This window comes from Micromonospora sp. NPDC023966 (assembly GCF_040639095.1).
Taxonomy (GTDB): domain Bacteria; phylum Actinomycetota; class Actinomycetes; order Mycobacteriales; family Micromonosporaceae; genus Micromonospora.
In genome coordinates, this window is sequence record NZ_JBEZZJ010000016.1 from 1 (window position 1) to 16,176 (window position 16,176).

General features: G+C 75.8%; 13 protein-coding genes. 11 read left to right on the forward strand and 2 right to left on the reverse strand.

Features of this window, described 5'->3' with window-relative positions; all coding sequences use genetic code 11:
• Window positions 1-492: 492 nt before the first annotated feature.
• Window positions 493-1,515 (forward strand): Replicase polyprotein 1ab, encoded by a 1,023-nt coding sequence (locus AB0F68_RS20795; protein WP_357341169.1) that lies wholly within the window; start codon window positions 493-495, stop codon window positions 1,513-1,515.
• 71 nt (window positions 1,516-1,586) lie between these two features.
• Window positions 1,587-2,582: an HAD-IIA family hydrolase gene (locus tag AB0F68_RS20800; RefSeq protein WP_357341171.1), complete on the forward strand. Its 996-nt coding sequence runs from the start codon at window positions 1,587-1,589 to the stop codon at window positions 2,580-2,582.
• A 9-nt stretch (window positions 2,583-2,591) separates the two neighbouring features.
• Here AB0F68_RS20800 and AB0F68_RS20805 read toward each other — a convergent pair whose 3' ends face one another.
• On the reverse strand, window positions 2,592-2,927 hold the full coding sequence (locus AB0F68_RS20805) for an SCP2 sterol-binding domain-containing protein (protein ID WP_357340739.1): 336 nt from the start codon (window positions 2,925-2,927) through the stop codon (window positions 2,592-2,594).
• 111 nt (window positions 2,928-3,038) lie between these two features.
• Between AB0F68_RS20805 and AB0F68_RS20810 the strand changes: the two genes are divergently transcribed.
• From AB0F68_RS20810 to AB0F68_RS20830, 5 genes are all read left to right on the forward strand, one after another.
• The gene (locus tag AB0F68_RS20810; RefSeq protein ID WP_357340744.1) at window positions 3,039-3,671 is read left to right on the forward strand and encodes a hypothetical protein; all 633 of its coding nucleotides are present in this window, start codon (window positions 3,039-3,041) and stop codon (window positions 3,669-3,671) included.
• A complete protein-coding gene (locus AB0F68_RS20815; protein WP_357340748.1) occupies window positions 3,668-3,925 on the forward strand; it encodes a hypothetical protein in 258 nt (85 codons plus the stop codon). Before AB0F68_RS20810 ends, AB0F68_RS20815 begins: the two co-directional genes overlap by 4 nt.
• A 23-nt stretch (window positions 3,926-3,948) precedes the next feature.
• Window positions 3,949-4,803 carry a TlyA family RNA methyltransferase gene (locus AB0F68_RS20820; RefSeq protein WP_357340753.1) on the forward strand — a complete coding sequence of 285 codons (855 nt, stop codon included), beginning with the start codon at window positions 3,949-3,951 and terminating at the stop codon, window positions 4,801-4,803.
• A complete protein-coding gene (locus AB0F68_RS20825; RefSeq protein ID WP_355666292.1) occupies window positions 4,800-5,684 on the forward strand; it encodes an NAD kinase in 885 nt (294 codons plus the stop codon). The genes AB0F68_RS20820 and AB0F68_RS20825 overlap by 4 nt, the downstream gene beginning before the upstream one ends.
• Window positions 5,685-6,392: 708 nt before the next feature.
• Window positions 6,393-10,121, forward strand: a complete 3,729-nt coding sequence (locus AB0F68_RS20830; protein ID WP_357340756.1) for a S8 family serine peptidase — start codon at window positions 6,393-6,395, stop codon at window positions 10,119-10,121.
• Between the two features lie 39 nt (window positions 10,122-10,160).
• Here AB0F68_RS20830 and AB0F68_RS20835 read toward each other — a convergent pair whose 3' ends face one another.
• Window positions 10,161-11,144: a helix-turn-helix domain-containing protein gene (locus AB0F68_RS20835; RefSeq protein ID WP_357340758.1), complete on the reverse strand. Its 984-nt coding sequence runs from the start codon at window positions 11,142-11,144 to the stop codon at window positions 10,161-10,163.
• A 79-nt stretch (window positions 11,145-11,223) separates the two neighbouring features.
• On the opposite strand from AB0F68_RS20835, the gene recN reads away from it, so the two are divergent.
• The 4 genes from recN to AB0F68_RS20855 all read left to right on the forward strand — a co-directional run bounded on the left by recN (window position 11,224) and on the right by AB0F68_RS20855 (window position 16,176).
• Window positions 11,224-12,981 (forward strand): DNA repair protein RecN, encoded by a 1,758-nt coding sequence (recN, locus tag AB0F68_RS20840; RefSeq protein WP_357340763.1) that lies wholly within the window; start codon window positions 11,224-11,226, stop codon window positions 12,979-12,981.
• Window positions 12,982-13,099: 118 nt separating this feature from the next.
• Window positions 13,100-14,278 carry a putative cytokinetic ring protein SteA gene (gene steA / locus AB0F68_RS20845; protein ID WP_357340766.1) on the forward strand — a complete coding sequence of 393 codons (1,179 nt, stop codon included), beginning with the start codon at window positions 13,100-13,102 and terminating at the stop codon, window positions 14,276-14,278.
• Window positions 14,279-14,305: 27 nt separating this feature from the next.
• On the forward strand, window positions 14,306-15,247 hold the full coding sequence (locus AB0F68_RS20850) for a copper transporter (protein ID WP_357340768.1): 942 nt from the start codon (window positions 14,306-14,308) through the stop codon (window positions 15,245-15,247).
• Between the two features lie 65 nt (window positions 15,248-15,312).
• Complete coding sequence (locus AB0F68_RS20855) at window positions 15,313-16,176, forward strand: hypothetical protein (protein WP_357340770.1); 864 nt, start codon at window positions 15,313-15,315, stop codon at window positions 16,174-16,176.

Consider the following 16,176-nt stretch of genomic DNA (forward strand, 5'->3'; position numbering starts at 1 on the left):
GGCGGCTTCCGTGGTGGCGAGCGCCGTGAGGGCTTCGCCGGTGGCGAGCGCCGCGAAGGTGGCTTCCGTGGCGGCGAGCGCCGCGAGGGCGGCTTCCGCGGTGGCGACCGTGAGGGTGGCGGTTTCCGTGGCGGTGAGCGCCGCGAGGGCTTCCGTCGTGACGAGCGGCCCGCCGGCCCCCGTCGCGACGAGCGCGAGGGTGGCTTCCGCGGCGGTCGGGAGCGTACCGAGCGGGACGGGGAGCGCCGGGGCTACGGCCGCGACGACCGTCGCGAGGAGGGCGCGTACCGCGAGCGGCAGGACGAGCGCGCCGAGGGGCGTACGGGTGCGGCGCCGGTGCTGCCGGACGACGTGGTCGCCAGCGACCTCGACTCGGCCGTCCGGGCCGAGCTGCTCTCGCTCGCCAAGCCGGTGGCGGAGACCGTCGCCCGGCACCTGGTCGCGACCGGGCTGCTGATCGACGACAACCCGCCCGAGGCCCTGGCGCACGCCATGGCCGCCCGCCGGCTCGCCTCGCGGATCGCCGCGGTGCGGGAGGCCGTCGGGCTGGCCGCGTACCACGCGGGGGAGTGGCAGACGGCCATCGCTGAGCTGCGCACCTACCACCGGATGACCGGGCTGCAGAGCCACCTGGCGGTGCTGGCCGACTGCGAGCGGGCGCTGGGCCGCCCGGAGCGGGCCATCGACCTGTTCCGCGGGGCGGACCGGGACAAGCTCGACCAGGCCGTCGCCATCGAGCTGCTGATCGTGGCCGCCGGGGCGCGGGGCGACCTCGGGCAGAAGGACGCGGCCGTGGCCATGCTCCAGGTGCCCGAGCTGACCGCCGAGTCGACCGAGCCGTGGGCGGCGCGGCTGCGCTACGCGTACGCCGACGCGCTGCTGGCGGTGGGCCGGCGCGAGGAGGGACGGGAGTGGTTCTCCCGGGCCGCCGACGTGGACGCCGAGGGCGAGACCGACGCCGCCGAGCGGCTGCTGGAGCTGGACGGCGTCGTCATCGAAGGTGACGACGAGGAGGACGAGGAGCTGGCCGCCGGCCCCGGCGCCCCGGGCGCCGTGTCGGCCCGTCCCGACGCCGACCTGACCGGCGGCTCCGACGAGGACGACGACGAAGACGACGACCGCGACGACGAAGACGACGACGACCTCGACGAGAACGAGGACGACTACGACGACGAGGACGACGACTACGACGACGAGGACGACGACCAGGACGGCGACGCGGACCAGGGCGACGAGGGCCACGAGGACGACGACCTCGAGGGCGACGCTCGGCTGCGCGCCGACGCCGACACGGCCGACGCCATGGCCGTCGACTCCGCTGACGCGGCGCCGGCCGGCGAGGGTGCCGGGTACCGGGACCGGGACGCGGCGGACCTGGGCGACGACGAGTTGACCGACGCGGAGGCGCGCTCGCTCGCGGCCGACACCCGCGCCGCCGCTGTCGACGCCACCGGCGAGGACGCCCGGGGCGGGGACGCGACGGGCGAGGGGCCGGCGGAGTCGGAGCGCCGGTGACCGGGAGCGCCGGGGACGCGGGTTCCGGTCCGGATCGCGGGGAACGCGACCGGGCCGGAACGGGCGGCCGGCTGGTCGACGGGTACACCCTGGTCGTCTTCGACCTGGACGGGGTGATCTACCTGATCGACCGGCCGATCCCCGGCGCGGTCGAGGCGGTCGCCCGGCTGCACGCCGAGGGGCGGGCGGTCGCGTACGCGACGAACAACGCCTCGCGCCGCTCCAGCGAGGTGGCCGACCTGCTGACCGGCATGGGTGTGCCGGCCGGGCCGGAGGAGGTGCTCACCTCCGCGGCCGCCACCGCCGAGCTGTTGCGTGACCGGCTGCCCGCCGGCGCGCCGGTGCTGGTGGTCGGCGCCGAGGCGCTGCGCGCCGAGCTGCGTGCCGTGGGCCTGCGCCCGGTGTCGACGGTCGACGAGCAGCCGGCGGCCGTGGCCCAGGGGTACGGCCCGCAGGTCGGCTGGTCCGACCTGGCCGAGGCGTCCCTGGCGGTTCGGGCGGGCGCGCCCTGGTACGCCACCAACACCGACCGGACCCTGCCCAGCCCGCGGGGCCCGCTGCCGGGCAACGGCTCGCTGGTGGCGGTGCTCCGCACGGCGCTGGGGCGGGATCCCGACGTAATTGTGGGCAAGCCGGAGCCGGCGCTGTTCGCCACCGCCGCGCGCCGGGCCGGCACGGGGCGGACCCTGGCGGTCGGCGACCGGCTGGACACCGACATCGAAGGCGCGCGCCGGGCCGGCCTGGACAGCCTGCTGGTGCTCACCGGGGTCAGCGACGTGGCCGAGCTGCTGGCCGCGCCCGAGTCGCGCCGGCCCGCGTATGTCTCCTTCGACCTGGCCGGGCTCTTCGACCCGGCGGCCGTGGTGCGGGTGCCGGGCGCGGCGGACGCCGGCGGCTGGTCGGCGACGGTGACCGACCGGGGGCTCGCCCTCGACGGCGCGGGACGCCCGCTGGACGCCCTCGCGGCGCTCTGCGCGGTGGCCTGGTCGACGGCGGCCCGCCCGCGGGTGCGGCCGGTGTCGGCGGCGGCGGAGAAGGCCCTGGCCGCGCTCGGCCTGGCGGACTGACCGCCCTGGTCAGAGCAGCTTGCGCAGCTTCATCAGGTCGAACGGGTTGGCCTTGACGGACACCCGTCGGGAGCCCACCGCCGTCATGATGTCGAGCTGACCCCGCACCAGGGCGATCAGGTCGTCGCTGCTGATGCTCAGCGCGATCTTCGCCTTCGGGTCGTCGCCGTCGGCCAGGTCGACGAGCCGGCCGCCCTCGAGCCGCCCGTGGAACGCGGTGTCCAGGTCGGTGACGCGGCAGGCGAGGGTGCGGTCGAGGTCGATCCGGTCCTGCACGTCGGCGTGCCGGTCCAGCCGGGCGGCCAGGTCCTGCAACGCCTGCCGGCACTCGTCCACGCTGGCCACATCGTCTCCTCGTCACGCGCCACGCCGTTCCCGGCACCGTACCGCAATGGGGCGTCCGGGGCGCCCGGTAGCGTGGCACCTGCACACCCCGCTCCGCGGAAGGAATCAGGCATGCAGGACGCGTGGCGCGCCTACCTCGAGCTGGCCATGGGCCTGACGGAGGCGCCTCGGAAGAAGGCCCAGGACGCGGTGAAGCGCGTGGTCGGCCAGGGCGGCGCGACCGCCGCCCAGCTCCAGACGCTCGCCGAGGAGCTGGTCTCGACCGGCCTGGCGAACCGGGAGGCGCTGACCAAGCTGGTCCGCTTCGAGGTGGACCGCGCGCTGGGCGCGGTCGGGCTGGCCACGGCCGACGAGGTCGCCGAGCTGACCCGCCGGGTGCACGACCTGGAGCGGCAGTTGCGCGAGGCGAAGGTCACCGGCGCGCCGGAGGCCGCCGCCGCGCCCGCGCCGGCCGGCCCCGGCCCGGCCGCCGAGACGGCGGGAGCCGGCGAGGTGACGCCCTCCGGGGACCTGGCCGCCGAGGAGCCGCCCGCGACCACACCCGGCGCGGAGGCACCGGTCTCGGCGCCTCCCGCGCCCGCACGCACCAAGGCGGTCGCGAAGAGGCCCGTGGCGAAGAAGGCGATCGCCAAGAAGCCGGCGGCCACCGTCGCGCGCACCCCGGCCGAGGAGTCGCCGGCCGCGCCGGCCCGCCCGGCGAAGAAGGCCGCCGGCCGTAAGCCGACCGGCGGTGCCGGCTCGTGACCGCGCCCTTCCGTCCCGGTCCGCCACCCGGCCCGCGCCCCGGACCGCCGCCGGCCGGTCCCCGGCCCGGCCCGGCCCCGGGCGTGCGGCCGGCGCCGGTCGAGGAGATCGGCGAGGCGCGGCACCCGGCGGTGGACGCCGCCGTGCAAGCCATGATCAACGCCGAGCCGCTCTCCCCGACGGACCAGATCGCCCAGTACGAGGCGGCGTACGAGACGCTGCGCGAGACCCTGGCCAGCATCGACCAGGCCTGAACCGAGGCGGAGAAGAACCACCGATGGCACGTCGTATCCGGCTGGATGCCGAACTCGTCCGCCGCGGCCTGGCCCGCTCCCGGGAGCAGGCTGCCGGGCTGGTGGAGGCCGGTCGCGTCCAGCTCCGCGGGGTGCCGGCCCGCAAGGCCGCCGCGATGGTCGACCCGGCCGACCCGCTGCTGGTCACCGGCGAGGACCCGGCCGCGGAGTACGTCTCCCGGGGCGGCCACAAGCTGGCCGGGGCGCTCGCCGCGTTCACCCCCGGCGGGCTGACCGTGGCGGGCCGGCGCTGCCTGGACGCGGGCGCCTCCACCGGCGGCTTCACCGACGTGCTGCTGCGCGCCGACGCCGCCGAGGTGGTGGCGGTCGACGTCGGCTACGGGCAGCTGGCCTGGTCGCTGCGGAACGACGACCGGGTGCACGTCTTCGAGCGCACCAACGTGCGTACCCTCACGCCGGAGGCGATCGGCGGCCCGGTCGACCTGACGGTGGCCGACCTGTCGTTCATCTCGCTGCGGCTGGTGCTGCCCGCGCTGGCCGGCTGCACGCGGCCCGACGGCGACCTGGCGCTGATGGTCAAGCCGCAGTTCGAGGTCGGCAAGGAGCGGGTCGGCGCCGGCGGGGTGGTCCGTGACCCGGAGTTGCGCGCCGAGGCCGTGCTGGACGTGGCCGCCGCGGCCGCGCGGCTCGGGCTGGGCCTGGCCGGCGTGGCCGCCAGCCCGCTGCCCGGGCCGAGCGGCAACGTGGAGTTCTTCGTATGGTTACGCCGGGACGCGCCCGCCGCGGACCCCGACCGGGTACGCGCGGTGGTCGCCGCCGGCCCGCAGGGATTTCCGGCCCCCGCGCCGGAGGCCACGACTGAGGAGGTGCCCGGGTGAGCCGGACCGCTCTGCTGGTGACACACACGGGCCGTCGGCGCAGCACCGAGCACGCCCGCGCGGTGGCGGCCGACCTCATCGCCGCCGGCTTCGAGGTGCGGGTGGTCGCCGAGGAGGCCGACGACCTGGACCTGCCCGGCGTGGTGCCGGTCACCGGCCCGGAGGCCGCCGAGGGCGCGGAGATCGTCTTCGCGCTCGGCGGGGACGGCACCTTCCTGCGCGCCGCCGAGCTGGCCCGCCCGGCCAAGGCGCCGCTGCTCGGCATCAACCTCGGCAAGGTCGGCTTCCTCGCCGAGGCGGAGATCGACGACCTGGACCGCGCGGTGCGCGACGTGGTCGGGCGTAACTACACCGTGGACGAGCGGCTCACCCTCGACGTCACCGCCGAGTTCGAGGGCGGCCCGACCATCGAGTCGTGGGCGTTGAACGAGATCAGCGTGGAGAAGGGCGAGCGGGCCCAGATGCTGGAGCTGCTCGTCGACGTGGACGGCCGGCCGCTGTCCCGCTACGGCTGCGACGGCGTGGTCTGCGCGACGCCGACCGGCTCCACCGCGTACGCGTTCTCCGGCGGCGGGCCGGTGGTCTGGCCGGAGGTGGAGGCGCTGCTGCTGGTGCCGATCAGCGCGCACGCGCTGTTCAGCCGCCCGCTCGTCACCGCGCCGACCTCCACCTTCGCGATCACCGTGGACCCGTTCACCACGCTGGCGGTGCTCAGCTGCGACGGCCGGCGGGTCTACGACCTGCCCCCGGGCGCCCGGGTCACCGTGCGCCGGGGCGCGCTGCCGGTGCGCATCGTCCGGTTGCAGGAGCGGCCGTTCACCGACCGGCTGGTGGCCAAGTTCGACCTGCCCGTGCAGGGCTGGCGCGGCAGCCGTCGCTGACCGGCGACTCAGCGAAGACCCGTCGGGCCGACCTCGCGTCGGCCCGTTCGGCGTACCCGGGCCCGGCCGCGAGCGGGTTACGGTAGGAGTCTCCTCCGACGACGGCACGCCCCGCCGGGTCCCGGCATACGCCGGAACCGGGCTGGGCGAGTGGTCCCGCCACTGCGGCGGGGCGCGATCGCCGGGGCCGGCACGCCGTCCGCGGGACGGCGATCGGGGCGCCCGGGCTGCGCCGAGGTGGAGTCCGGGCGGGGCGGTGAGGCCCGTGTCCGCCCGGGCCGCGCAGTCCGGCGGTCGTGGCCCTGACCAGGGGGTGGTCGGGTCCACGACGGTCGGGGTGTCGGAGGAGTCGCGGCCGGCCGCGGCGGGCGGACGGCGAGCCGCGCCCGGCCGGGTTTCGACCCCGGTCGGGTCGGCCGGATCGGCGAGCCGCCGTCGGAGGAAACGGCGGCTCACGAACCGGGCGGCGACGCGCTCGTTCCGGCACCCCGGCCATCGGCCGCCCCGCCCGGCCGCCATCCTGCACCCCGTCCAGCGGCAACCCGCCCGACACCGGGTGGTCCGACCGCGGTCGTGCCGTGTCCACCTGGCGACATGTCGCCGGTGCGGCGTGGCGTACCTAGTGACCAACCGATGATCTCCGTCGCAGACTCCGGTCGGCCGGCCTCACCCCCCCGAGGCCGGCCACCGAGCAGAGGAGCGCATCGCATGCACCGGTCCCCACGCTGGCTGGCCGCCGGCGCGGTCGGCGCGTTGGTGGTCGGACTCGCCGCACCGGCGTCCGCCGACCCGCCCGCACGGCCCGCCGGCCCGAGCCCGGCCGCCACCCCCGCACCGGGCGTCGCGCCCGCCCGCATCACCCTGATCACCGGCGACCAGGTCGATCTGGTCCAGGCCGCGTCCGGCCGGGTCGCCGCCACGGTCCGTCCCGCCCCCGGCCGGGAGCGGGTCACCTTCCACACCGTGTCGGCCGACGGCGGGCTGCGCGTGCTGCCCAGCGACGTCGTCCCGTACCTCTCCGCCGGGTTGCTGGACCCGAACCTGTTCGACGTGGAGGAGCTGGCCGCCGAGGGCTACGGCGACGCCGCGCAGAGCGCGCTGCCGCTGATCGTGCGGTACCAGGAACCGGCCTCCGGTCGCGTCCGGCCGTTGGCCGGCGCCACCGCGGCCCGCCCGCTGGAGAGCATCAACGGGGCCGCCCTGCGGGTCGGCAAGGCCGACCTCGGCGGCCTCTGGACCACGCTGCGCGGCGCGCCGGCGGCCCGGACCGCCGGCGCCACGCCCCGGCTCGGCGCCGGTATCGCCCGGGTCTGGCTCGACGGACGGGTGCACCCGGCGCTCGAGCACAGCGTGCCGCAGATCGGCGCCCCGGCGGCCTGGGCGGCCGGCCGGGACGGCACCGGCGTGCGGGTCGCGGTGCTCGACACCGGCGTCGACGCCACCCACCCCGACCTGGCCGGACGGATCGCCGAGGCGCAGGACTTCACCGGCGGCGGCAGCACCCGCGACGGGCACGGCCACGGCACCCACGTGGCGGCCACCATCGCGGGCAGCGGCGCCGCCTCCGACGGGCTGCGCAAGGGCGTCGCGCCCGGTGCGCGGCTGCTCATCGGCAAGGTGCTCGACGACGGCGGCAGCGGCTACGACTCGGGGATCATCGCGGGCATGGAGTGGGCCGCCCACTCCGGCGCGAAGGTGGTCAGCATGAGCCTCGGCGGCCCGGCCACCGACGGCACCGACCCGATGAGCCAGTCGGTCAACGACCTCACCGCCGAGACCGGCACACTCTTCGTGATCGCCGCCGGCAACGAGGGCGCCGCGGGCACCGTCGGCACGCCGGGCGCGGCCAGCGGGGCGCTCACCGTCGGCGCGGTGGACCGCGACGACAACCTGGCGGACTTCTCCAGCCGCGGGCCCCGGGTGGGCGACAACGGCCTCAAGCCGGAGATCACCGCGCCGGGCGTCGGCATCGTCGCCGCCCGCGCCTCCGGCACGAGCATGGGTACGCCGATGGACGACGCGTACACCGCGGCGTCCGGGACGTCGATGGCCACCCCGCACGTGGCCGGCGCGGCCGCGATCATCGCTCAGGAACACCCGGACTGGACCGCCGGGCAGCTCAAGGACGCCTTGGTCAGCACGACGCGGGCCAATCCCACGCTGACCGTCTTCGAGCAGGGCGGCGGCCGCGTCGACGTGGCGCGCGCGCTGAGCCAGCGGGTGTACGGCTCGGCCACCGCCGACTTCGGCCGGGTGTCGACCGGCGGTGCGGCGGTGGAGCGGACCGTGACGTACACCAACGGCACGGCGTCCCCGCAGACCCTGCGGCTGGCCCTGGAGCTGCGCAACCTGGACAACGACGCGGCCGAGCCGGACGGGGTGTCGCTGCCTGGCACGGAGGTGACCGTGCCGGCCGGTGGCAGCGTGGCCGTCCCGCTGCGCCCGGACCCGGCGAAGCTGGACCGCGGCGTGCACGGCGGGTGGCTGGTGGCGACCGGCGCGGACGGCGTCGCCGTGCGTACCGCCGTGGGCCTGACCCTCAGCGGCCCGCTGCACTCGGTGACCCTCAAGGCGCTGGACCTGCGCGGGCAGCCGGGCGCGGCGCCGGTGGTGACCCTGTTCGGCGAGCACCGGGAGTCCGACCAACTCGGATTCCTTCTCCCCGGCATGGAGTGGCAGGTGCAGGTCGAGGAGGGCCCGTACCTCGTCGAGGCGCTCATCGAGCACGGCGCCCCGCTGGACGAGCAGCTCACCCTGGTCACTGACCCCGAGCTGACCGTCGACCGCGACCTGACCGTGGTGCTCGACCCGCGCAAGGGCACCCCGGTGCGGATCGAGACGCCGAAGCCGACCGAGCAGCGCGACACGATCAGCTTCTACGAGCACCGGGTCTTCGGCAACGGCCGGGAGGTGGACCACGGTGTGATGGCGTTCAGCACGGTCCAGCAGGTGAACGTCACGCCGACCCGGCCGGTGCGCCGGGGCGAGTTCGAGTTCTCCTCCCGCTGGCAGCTGGTCGCGCCCATGGTGGACGCCCAGGTCAGCAACGTCGCCGGTCCGCTGGACATCAACCTGCTGGGCCAGTCGCCGGCGCCGGCCGGCCGGCGGAAGCTGCCGCTGGTCTGGGCGGGTGACGGCACCGCCGCCGAGCTGGCCCGGGCCCGGGGCGCCGCGGCGCTGGTCGCCGGCAGCCCGGACCGCGCCGAGGACGAGCAGATCGCCGCGGCCGCGGCGGCCGGCGCCGCGGCGGTGCTGATCGTCCGGCCGGCGGACTTCAGCGCGTGGACGGTCTGGCGCCCCACCGGGGACCGCCTGCCGCTTCCGTCGCTGGTGGTCGCGTACGACGACGGGCAGCGGATGATCGCCGGGGCGAAGACCGGGCGCGCGACGCTGGACCTCACGCTGACCGTGGACAGCCCCTACCTCTACGACGTGTTCCAGGTGTCGAAGGGGCGGGTCCCGGACCGGATCCGGCACCGGGTGACCGCGGACAACACCGCCGAGGTGACCGCCGGCTACGCCGACACCGGCGGGTTCGACTGGGCCAGCGAGCAGCGCTTCGCCTGGCGCCCGTGGCAGGAGTACTCCTGGAACGACGACCAGCGGATGGTGCGTACCGGCACCGTGCGGCAGGAGTTCGTCAGCGCCGGTGACTCCTGGTGGCAGCAGCGGGTGATGCACCAGCTCGGCTGGTCCGACTGGGGGCCGCTGACCGGCGGGCTCACCGAGCAGCCCCGCCGGTACGCCGCCGACGACCGGGTCAGCGAGACCTGGCACGCCCCGGTGGTCCGGCCGGCCGTGCCGGCGGGCGCGACGGCGCCCACCCGTACCGGCGACACCCTGAACCTGCGGGTGGCCGAGTTCGTCGACGCGGACGGCCACTACGGCGCGGCCGGGTTCAGCGAGGAGCAGGACACCGTGCAGGCCCGGCTGAGCCGGGACGGGCAGCAGATCGTCGACCTCTCCGGCGGCTGGGCGCCCGTGCCGACCACCCCGGGTCCGGCCCGCTACCGGCTGGACGTCACCACCGAGCGCTCCTCGGCCGAGTGGCGGTTCGCCACGCGTACCGAGACGGCCTGGGAGTTCACCTCGGCCCGCCCGGACGGGGACGCCGCCCGGCCGCTGCCGCTGCTCCAGGTCGACTACCGGGTCCCGGCCGACCTGCACGGCGAGGTGGCCGCCGGCCGCCCGCACCGGCTGGAGCTGACGCTGCGCCAGCCGGCCGGACTGCCGGCGCCGACCGGCGGCGAGGTCCGGGTCGAGGTGTCGTTCGACGGCGGGAAGACCTGGCGGGCGGTGCCGGTGCACGGCTCCGGCACCGGGTTCGCCGCCGTGGTGCCCGCGGGACACGGGGCGGTGTCGCTGCGGACGCACGCCCGGGACCGCGCCGGGAACACCGTCGAGCAGACCGTGCTGGACGCGTACGGGCTGCGCTGAGCGGGGCGGGCGGGGCGGCCCGGTGCCGCCCCGCCCGGCTCAGATCCAGCCCCGCCGGGCGACCTGGAAGGCCAGCCCCGGCCGGGTGTCCACGCCGGCGAGCTCCATCAGGTCGGCCAGCCGGCGTTGCACCGTACGCCGGCTCACGCCGAGCTGCGAGGCGATCGACTTGTCCGGCACCCCGGCCACGAAGAGCGACAGCAGCCGGGCCTCGTCGGGATCCGGCCGGTAGCCGTCCCCGTCCTGCCCGACCGGTGGGGCGGACGAGCCCAGCGGCGTCGCCATCAGCCAGTGGCTCTCGAAGAGGGCGAGCAGCGCGTCCAGCAGTTGGCTGCGGCCGATCACCGCGGCGGTCGGTTCGCCGCTGCCCCGCTCCGGCACCAGCGGGCAGACCGCCGTGCGGCCGTCCACGATGGCCAGCCGGACGGGCAGCCGGTCGAGGACCCGCGCCTGCTCACCGGCGCGTACGCCCTGCTCGATGTCCGCCAGGGCGCCCGGTTCGAGGAGCATCTCGCGTTCGTAGATGGCCCGGTAGCGGACCCCGCGGGCCAGCGCGTCGAACTCCTCGACGTTCTCCTGGCCCGACATGGCCAGCGGGTTGGCCCGGCAGAACCAGAGCACCTCGACCCGGGCGCCGTTCTGCAGGTCGCGCAGGCGCTCGCGGAGCGCCCCGCCGCCGGTGACCACCTCGACCAGGTGCCCGACGTCGTGCCGGCGCATCCCGGCCCGGTACTCCTCGGTGAGCTGGGTGACCGCCGCGCGAGCCGACTCCAACGCCTCCTGGCGGCGCAGCAGCGCCTCGCCGAGCGGGACGTCGGGCGCCAGCGGCCGCAGCGGCGCGTCGGGATCCGGCCCGGTCGGCAGCACCAGTCCCTTGCCGCGCAGGGCGTCGAGCTGGGCCAGGATGTCCGCGCGCGGGCGGCCCAGCCGCTCGGCCAGCTCCCCGACCCGCGCGGTCGTGAGCTGCACCAGGCAGCGGTAGAGCTGCTCCTCGTCCGGGGTCAGGCCGATCACGTCCAGCACGGGGCAGAACTGTACGACCCCGCCGGCTGCCCCGCGCCGGCTGGTCAAGTGTCGGAGGACGCGTCTACTGTCAGGTGCTGTGCTGGAAGAGCTGCGCATCACCGGACTGGGCGTCATCGAGGACACCACGCTGCCGCTGACCGGCGGGATGAACGTCATCACCGGCGAGACCGGTGCGGGCAAGACCATGGTGGTGACCGGCCTCGGCCTGCTCTTCGGCGGCCGGGCCGACGCCGGCCGGGTCCGGGCCCAGCCGGGCCGCGCGGTGGTGGAGGGCCGGCTGCGCCTGGACGGCCGGGTGGCCGGGACGGTGCACGCCCGGATCACCGACGCGGGCGGCGAGCCCGACGAGGACGGCTCGCTGCTGCTGAGCCGCACGGTCACCGTCGAGGGCCGGTCCCGGGCGCACCTGGGTGGCCGCGCCATGCCGGTGTCGATGCTGGGCGAGGTCGGTGAGCAGGTGGTGGCCGTGCACGGCCAGTCCGACCAGCTCCGCCTGCTGCGCCCGGCCGAGCAGCGGGCCGCGCTCGACCGGTTCGCCGGTCCGGAGCACGAGAAGCTGCTCGACGCGCTGCGCGAGGCGTACACCCGGTGGCGGGCGGTGGTCGACGACCTGGCCGACCGGCGGCGCAACGCCCGCGAGCGCAACCAGGAGGCCGACCTGCTCCGGCTCGGCCTCGACGAGATCACCCGGGTCGACCCCCAGCCCGGCGAGGACGACGAGCTGAAGGCGGAGGCGCAGCGCCTGGAGCACGCCGAAGGGCTGCGCACCGCCGCCCAGATCGCCCAGCAGTGCGTGGCCGGCGGCGTCGAGGCGGCCGACGACACCCCCGACGCCACCGCGCTGCTCGGCACCGCCCGGCGCACGCTGGAGGCGCAGGCCGGCACGGATCCCGCCCTCGGCGAGCTGGCCGCCCGGCTGGAGGAGGCGGCCACCCTGGTCACCGACGTCTCCGCCGAGCTGTCGACCTACCTGGCCGCGCTGGACGCCGACCCGGCCCGCCTGCAGACCGTCTACGAGCGCCGGGCCGCGCTGCGCGGGCTCACCCGGAAATACGCCGACGACGTCGACGGCGTGATCGCCTGGGCCGAGCGGGCCCGCACCCGGCTGTCCGACCTGGACACCTCCGACGAGCTGCTGGACGAGCTGGACAAGGAGGCGTCCCGGCTCGCCGGTGAGGTGGCCGACCTGGCCGGCCGGGTCTCCACCTCCCGGCAGGAGGCCGCGGTCCGCTTCGCCGAGCAGGTCACCGTCGAGCTGGCCGGGCTGGCCATGCCGCACGCCCGGATCGAGGTGGCCGTGCTGCCCCGGCCGGCCGGGCGGGCCGAGCCGAGCCTGCCGGTCAACGGGGTCGAGGCCGGCGTCGGCCCGGACGGCGCCGACGAGGTGGAGCTGCGGCTGCTCGCCCACCCGGGCGCGCCGGCGTTGCCGTTGCAGCGGGGCGCCTCCGGCGGCGAGCTGTCCCGGGTGATGCTCGCCATCGAGGTGGTGTTCGCCGGTTCCGGCGGCCCGCCCACCCTGGTCTTCGACGAGGTCGACGCCGGCGTCGGCGGGCAGGCGGCGGTGGAGATCGGCCGCCGGTTGGCCCGGTTGGCCCGCAGCCACCAGGTGCTCGTGGTCACCCACCTGCCGCAGGTCGCCGCGTTCGCCGACCGGCACCTGGTGGTGGCGAAGGACACCGGGGGAGCGGTCACCACCAGCGGTGTGCGGGTGGTGGAGGACACCGAGCGGGCCCGGGAGCTGGCCCGGATGCTCGCGGGTTTGCCGGATTCCGATCTGGGTATCGCCCACGCCGAGGAACTCCTGGCCGTGGCGGCCAAGGAAAGGCGCCCGTGATCCCGAGATTGTGAGCGCAAGCACACCGGGGTGCGCTCCGGTGTGCTTCCCTGGGTAGGCGGCCCTGCTCAGGCATGTCGCGACAGCAATACCTGCCTCACATGCCAGGATGGTCACGATGCGTCTACCCACGTTGCGCCGGACCCGGAACGCGGAACCGGGCTCGATCCTCGGTACCGCGCGCCTCGACCGCCGGACGAAACGCCTGGTCGGCCGGCTCCGCCCCGGTGACATCGCGGTGATCGACCACGTCGACCTGGACCGGGTGGCGGCCGACTCGCTGGTCGCTGTCGGTGTCGGCGCCGTGCTCAACGCCAAGCCGTCGGTCTCCGGGCGCTACCCGAACCTCGGCCCCGAGGTGCTGATCTCGGCCGGCATCCCGCTCCTGGACGACCTCGGCGAGAGCGTCTTCGAGCAGATCCGCGAGGGCGTCGTGGTGCGCATCGAGGGCAACACGGTCTTCGTCGGCGAGGAGCCGGTGGCCCACGGAACCCTGCAGGACGCCGAGACGGTCGCCAAGTCGATGGCCGACGCCCGGGAGGGGCTGTCGGTGCAGTTGGAGGCGTTCGCCGCCAACACCATGGACTACCTCAAGCAGGAGCGCGACCTGCTGCTCGACGGTGTCGGCGTGCCGGAGATCCAGACCCAGCTCCAGGGCCGGCACTGCCTGATCGTGGTCCGCGGCTACGACTACAAGGCCGACCTGGACGTGCTGCGCCCCTACATCCGGGAGTTCAAGCCGGTGCTGATCGGCGTGGACGGCGGCGCCGACGCGCTGGTCGAGGCCGGCTACACCCCTGACATGATCATCGGTGACATGGACTCGGTCACCGACGACGTGCTGCGCTGCGGCGCCGAGGTGATCGTGCACGCCTATCCGGACGGCCGGGCGCCGGGCCTGCCCCGGGTCAACGGCCTCGGGGTGCCGGCGATCACCTTCCCGGCCGCGGCCACCAGCGAGGACCTGGCCATGCTGCTGGCCGACGAGAAGGGCGCCTCGCTGCTGGTGGCGGTCGGCACCCACGCCACGCTGGTGGAGTTCCTCGACAAGGGCCGGGGCGGCATGGCCTCGACCTTCCTGACCCGGCTGAAGGTGGGCGGCAAGCTGGTCGACGCCAAGGGCGTCAGCCGGCTCTACCGGCAGAGCATCTCCGGTTCCTCCCTGCTGCTGCTCATCCTCTCGGCGGTGGCCGCGATGGCCTCCGCGGTGGCGGTCTCCACGGTCGGCAAGGCGTATTTGGGTGTGGTGTCGGAGTGGTGGGACAATTTCGTGTTCCAGCTCGGCCAGCTCTTCTAGCTCCCCGACGATCAAGAGGCTGCAAGCGTGATCAACTTCCGCTACCACGTGGTGTCCCTGACCGCGGTCTTCCTGGCGTTGGCGATCGGCCTGGTGGTCGGCACGGCCGCGCTCAACGGGCCGGTGGCCGACTCGCTCAAGGAGCGGGTCAACGGGCTCAGCAAGGACAACTCGCTGATGCGCCAGTCGGTCAACAACCTCCAGAAGGAACTCGACATGGAGGAGGACTTCGCCGCCGAGATGGCGCAGGTCGTCCTCCCCGGCAAGCTGAGCGGCCGGCGGGTGCTGGTGCTCAGCCTGCCCAGCGGCCGCGACCACACCGAGGGCGTGGTGAAGATGCTCCAGCTCGCGGGCGCCAACGTCACCGGCCGGCTCGACGTGCAGGACAAGTTCATCAACCCGGACAGCAACAACAACCTGCTGGAGCTGGCCGTCACCGCCGCCCGCCCGAACAGCGTGCCCACCGCCGGCCTGCCGGGCAACGGGCACGGCGTGGAGACCTCCAGCGCCCTGCTGGCCAGCGTGCTGCTGGACCGGCCGCAGGGCAGCCCGGCGGTCACCGACGCGGACCGCCGCGCGGTGGTCCAGCAGTACGTCAGCTCCGGCTACCTCACCGCAGAAGACAAGATCACCGGCGCCGCCGAGGCGGTCGTGCTGGTCAGCGGCCAGCCGTACGTCGACAAGTTCTCGGCGGAGAAGGACGAGTCGGTGGTGAAGATCGCCGAGCAGTTCGACCGCACGGGCGGGATCGTGGTGGGCGGCATGGGCTCGGCCGGCGGCAACGTGGTTTCCGTGGTCCGGGGCGACCCGGTGCTCGCCCAGACCATCTCCACCGTCGACAACGCCAACACCGTGCAGGGGCAGCTGGTCACCAGCCTCGCCCTGCTGCAGCAGCTGACCGAGAAGAAGGCCGGCCAGTACGGCGTCGGTGACAACGCCGCCGCGCTGCTGCCTAAACTGCCCCAGTGACCGGTGGGCCGGCTGATGTCCGGTCCGTACCGCGTCGTGCTGGGCATCCGGATCGGAGGGGTCGCGTGAGACTGGGTCGGCTGCTGGCCGTCGGCGCGGGGGCGCTGGCCGCCCGCTACGTGCTGCGGGAGGTGTGCAGCTCGCCGGGTGCCCCGGCGCTGGAGCGCACCAACTTCCGGGGCCGCACCGTCACCCTGGCCGCCGGGCCGGCCCTCGCCCTCGGCGCGGCAACCGCCGGCGCGCTCGGCGCGGGCAGCGCCCCGGCCGGCGCCGCGGCCCTGGTCGCCGGGGTGGGGGCGGGCTCCGTCGGGCTCTACGACGACATCGTCGGCGCGCGTCCCGAGCAGAAGGCCGCCAAGGGCTTCGCCGGGCACCTCGCCGCGCTGCGCGAGGGGCGGGTCACCGCGGGGCTGGTCAAGATCGCCGGGGTGGGCGCGGCCGGGCTCGGCGCCGCGGCGCTGCTGGCCGCCGACCCGCGGGTCGCCGCGCACCCCCGCCGGCAGCGCTCCGGCGCCCTGAGCCGCGGGCTGGACGTGCTGCTCGGCGCCGGCGTGGTGGCCGGCACCGCCAACCTGGTCAACCTGCTCGACCTGCGCCCCGGCCGGGCCCTGAAGTCCGGCATGCTGCTCGGCGCCCCGCTCGCCACCGGCCCCTACGGGGGCATCGCGGCGGGCGCCGTCGGGGCGGCCGCCGGGCTGGTCCGGGAGGACCTCGACGAGCGGGTCATGCTCGGCGACAGCGGCGCCAACGCGCTCGGCGCGCTGCTCGGGGTGAGCCTGGCCGCGCGCACCGGGCCGCTGGGCCGGGCCGGCGTGCTGGCCGTGCTCGCCGCGCTCACCGCCGCCAGCGAGAAGGTGAGCTTCACCCAGGTGATCCAGCGGACCCCGGGGCTGCGCCACCTCGACGAGCTGGGTCGGCTCGCCGACTGA

Coding starts and splice junctions, on each gene's coding strand:
- AB0F68_RS20795 (WP_357341169.1), top strand. CDS start 493: ATGGCCGCCCGCCGGCTCGCCTCGCGGATCGCCGCGGTGCGGGAGGCC.
- AB0F68_RS20830 (WP_357340756.1), top strand. CDS start 6,393: ATGCACCGGTCCCCACGCTGGCTGGCCGCCGGCGCGGTCGGCGCGTTG.
- steA (WP_357340766.1), top strand. CDS start 13,100: ATGCGTCTACCCACGTTGCGCCGGACCCGGAACGCGGAACCGGGCTCG.
- AB0F68_RS20820 (WP_357340753.1), top strand. CDS start 3,949: ATGGCACGTCGTATCCGGCTGGATGCCGAACTCGTCCGCCGCGGCCTG.
- AB0F68_RS20810 (WP_357340744.1), top strand. CDS start 3,039: ATGCAGGACGCGTGGCGCGCCTACCTCGAGCTGGCCATGGGCCTGACG.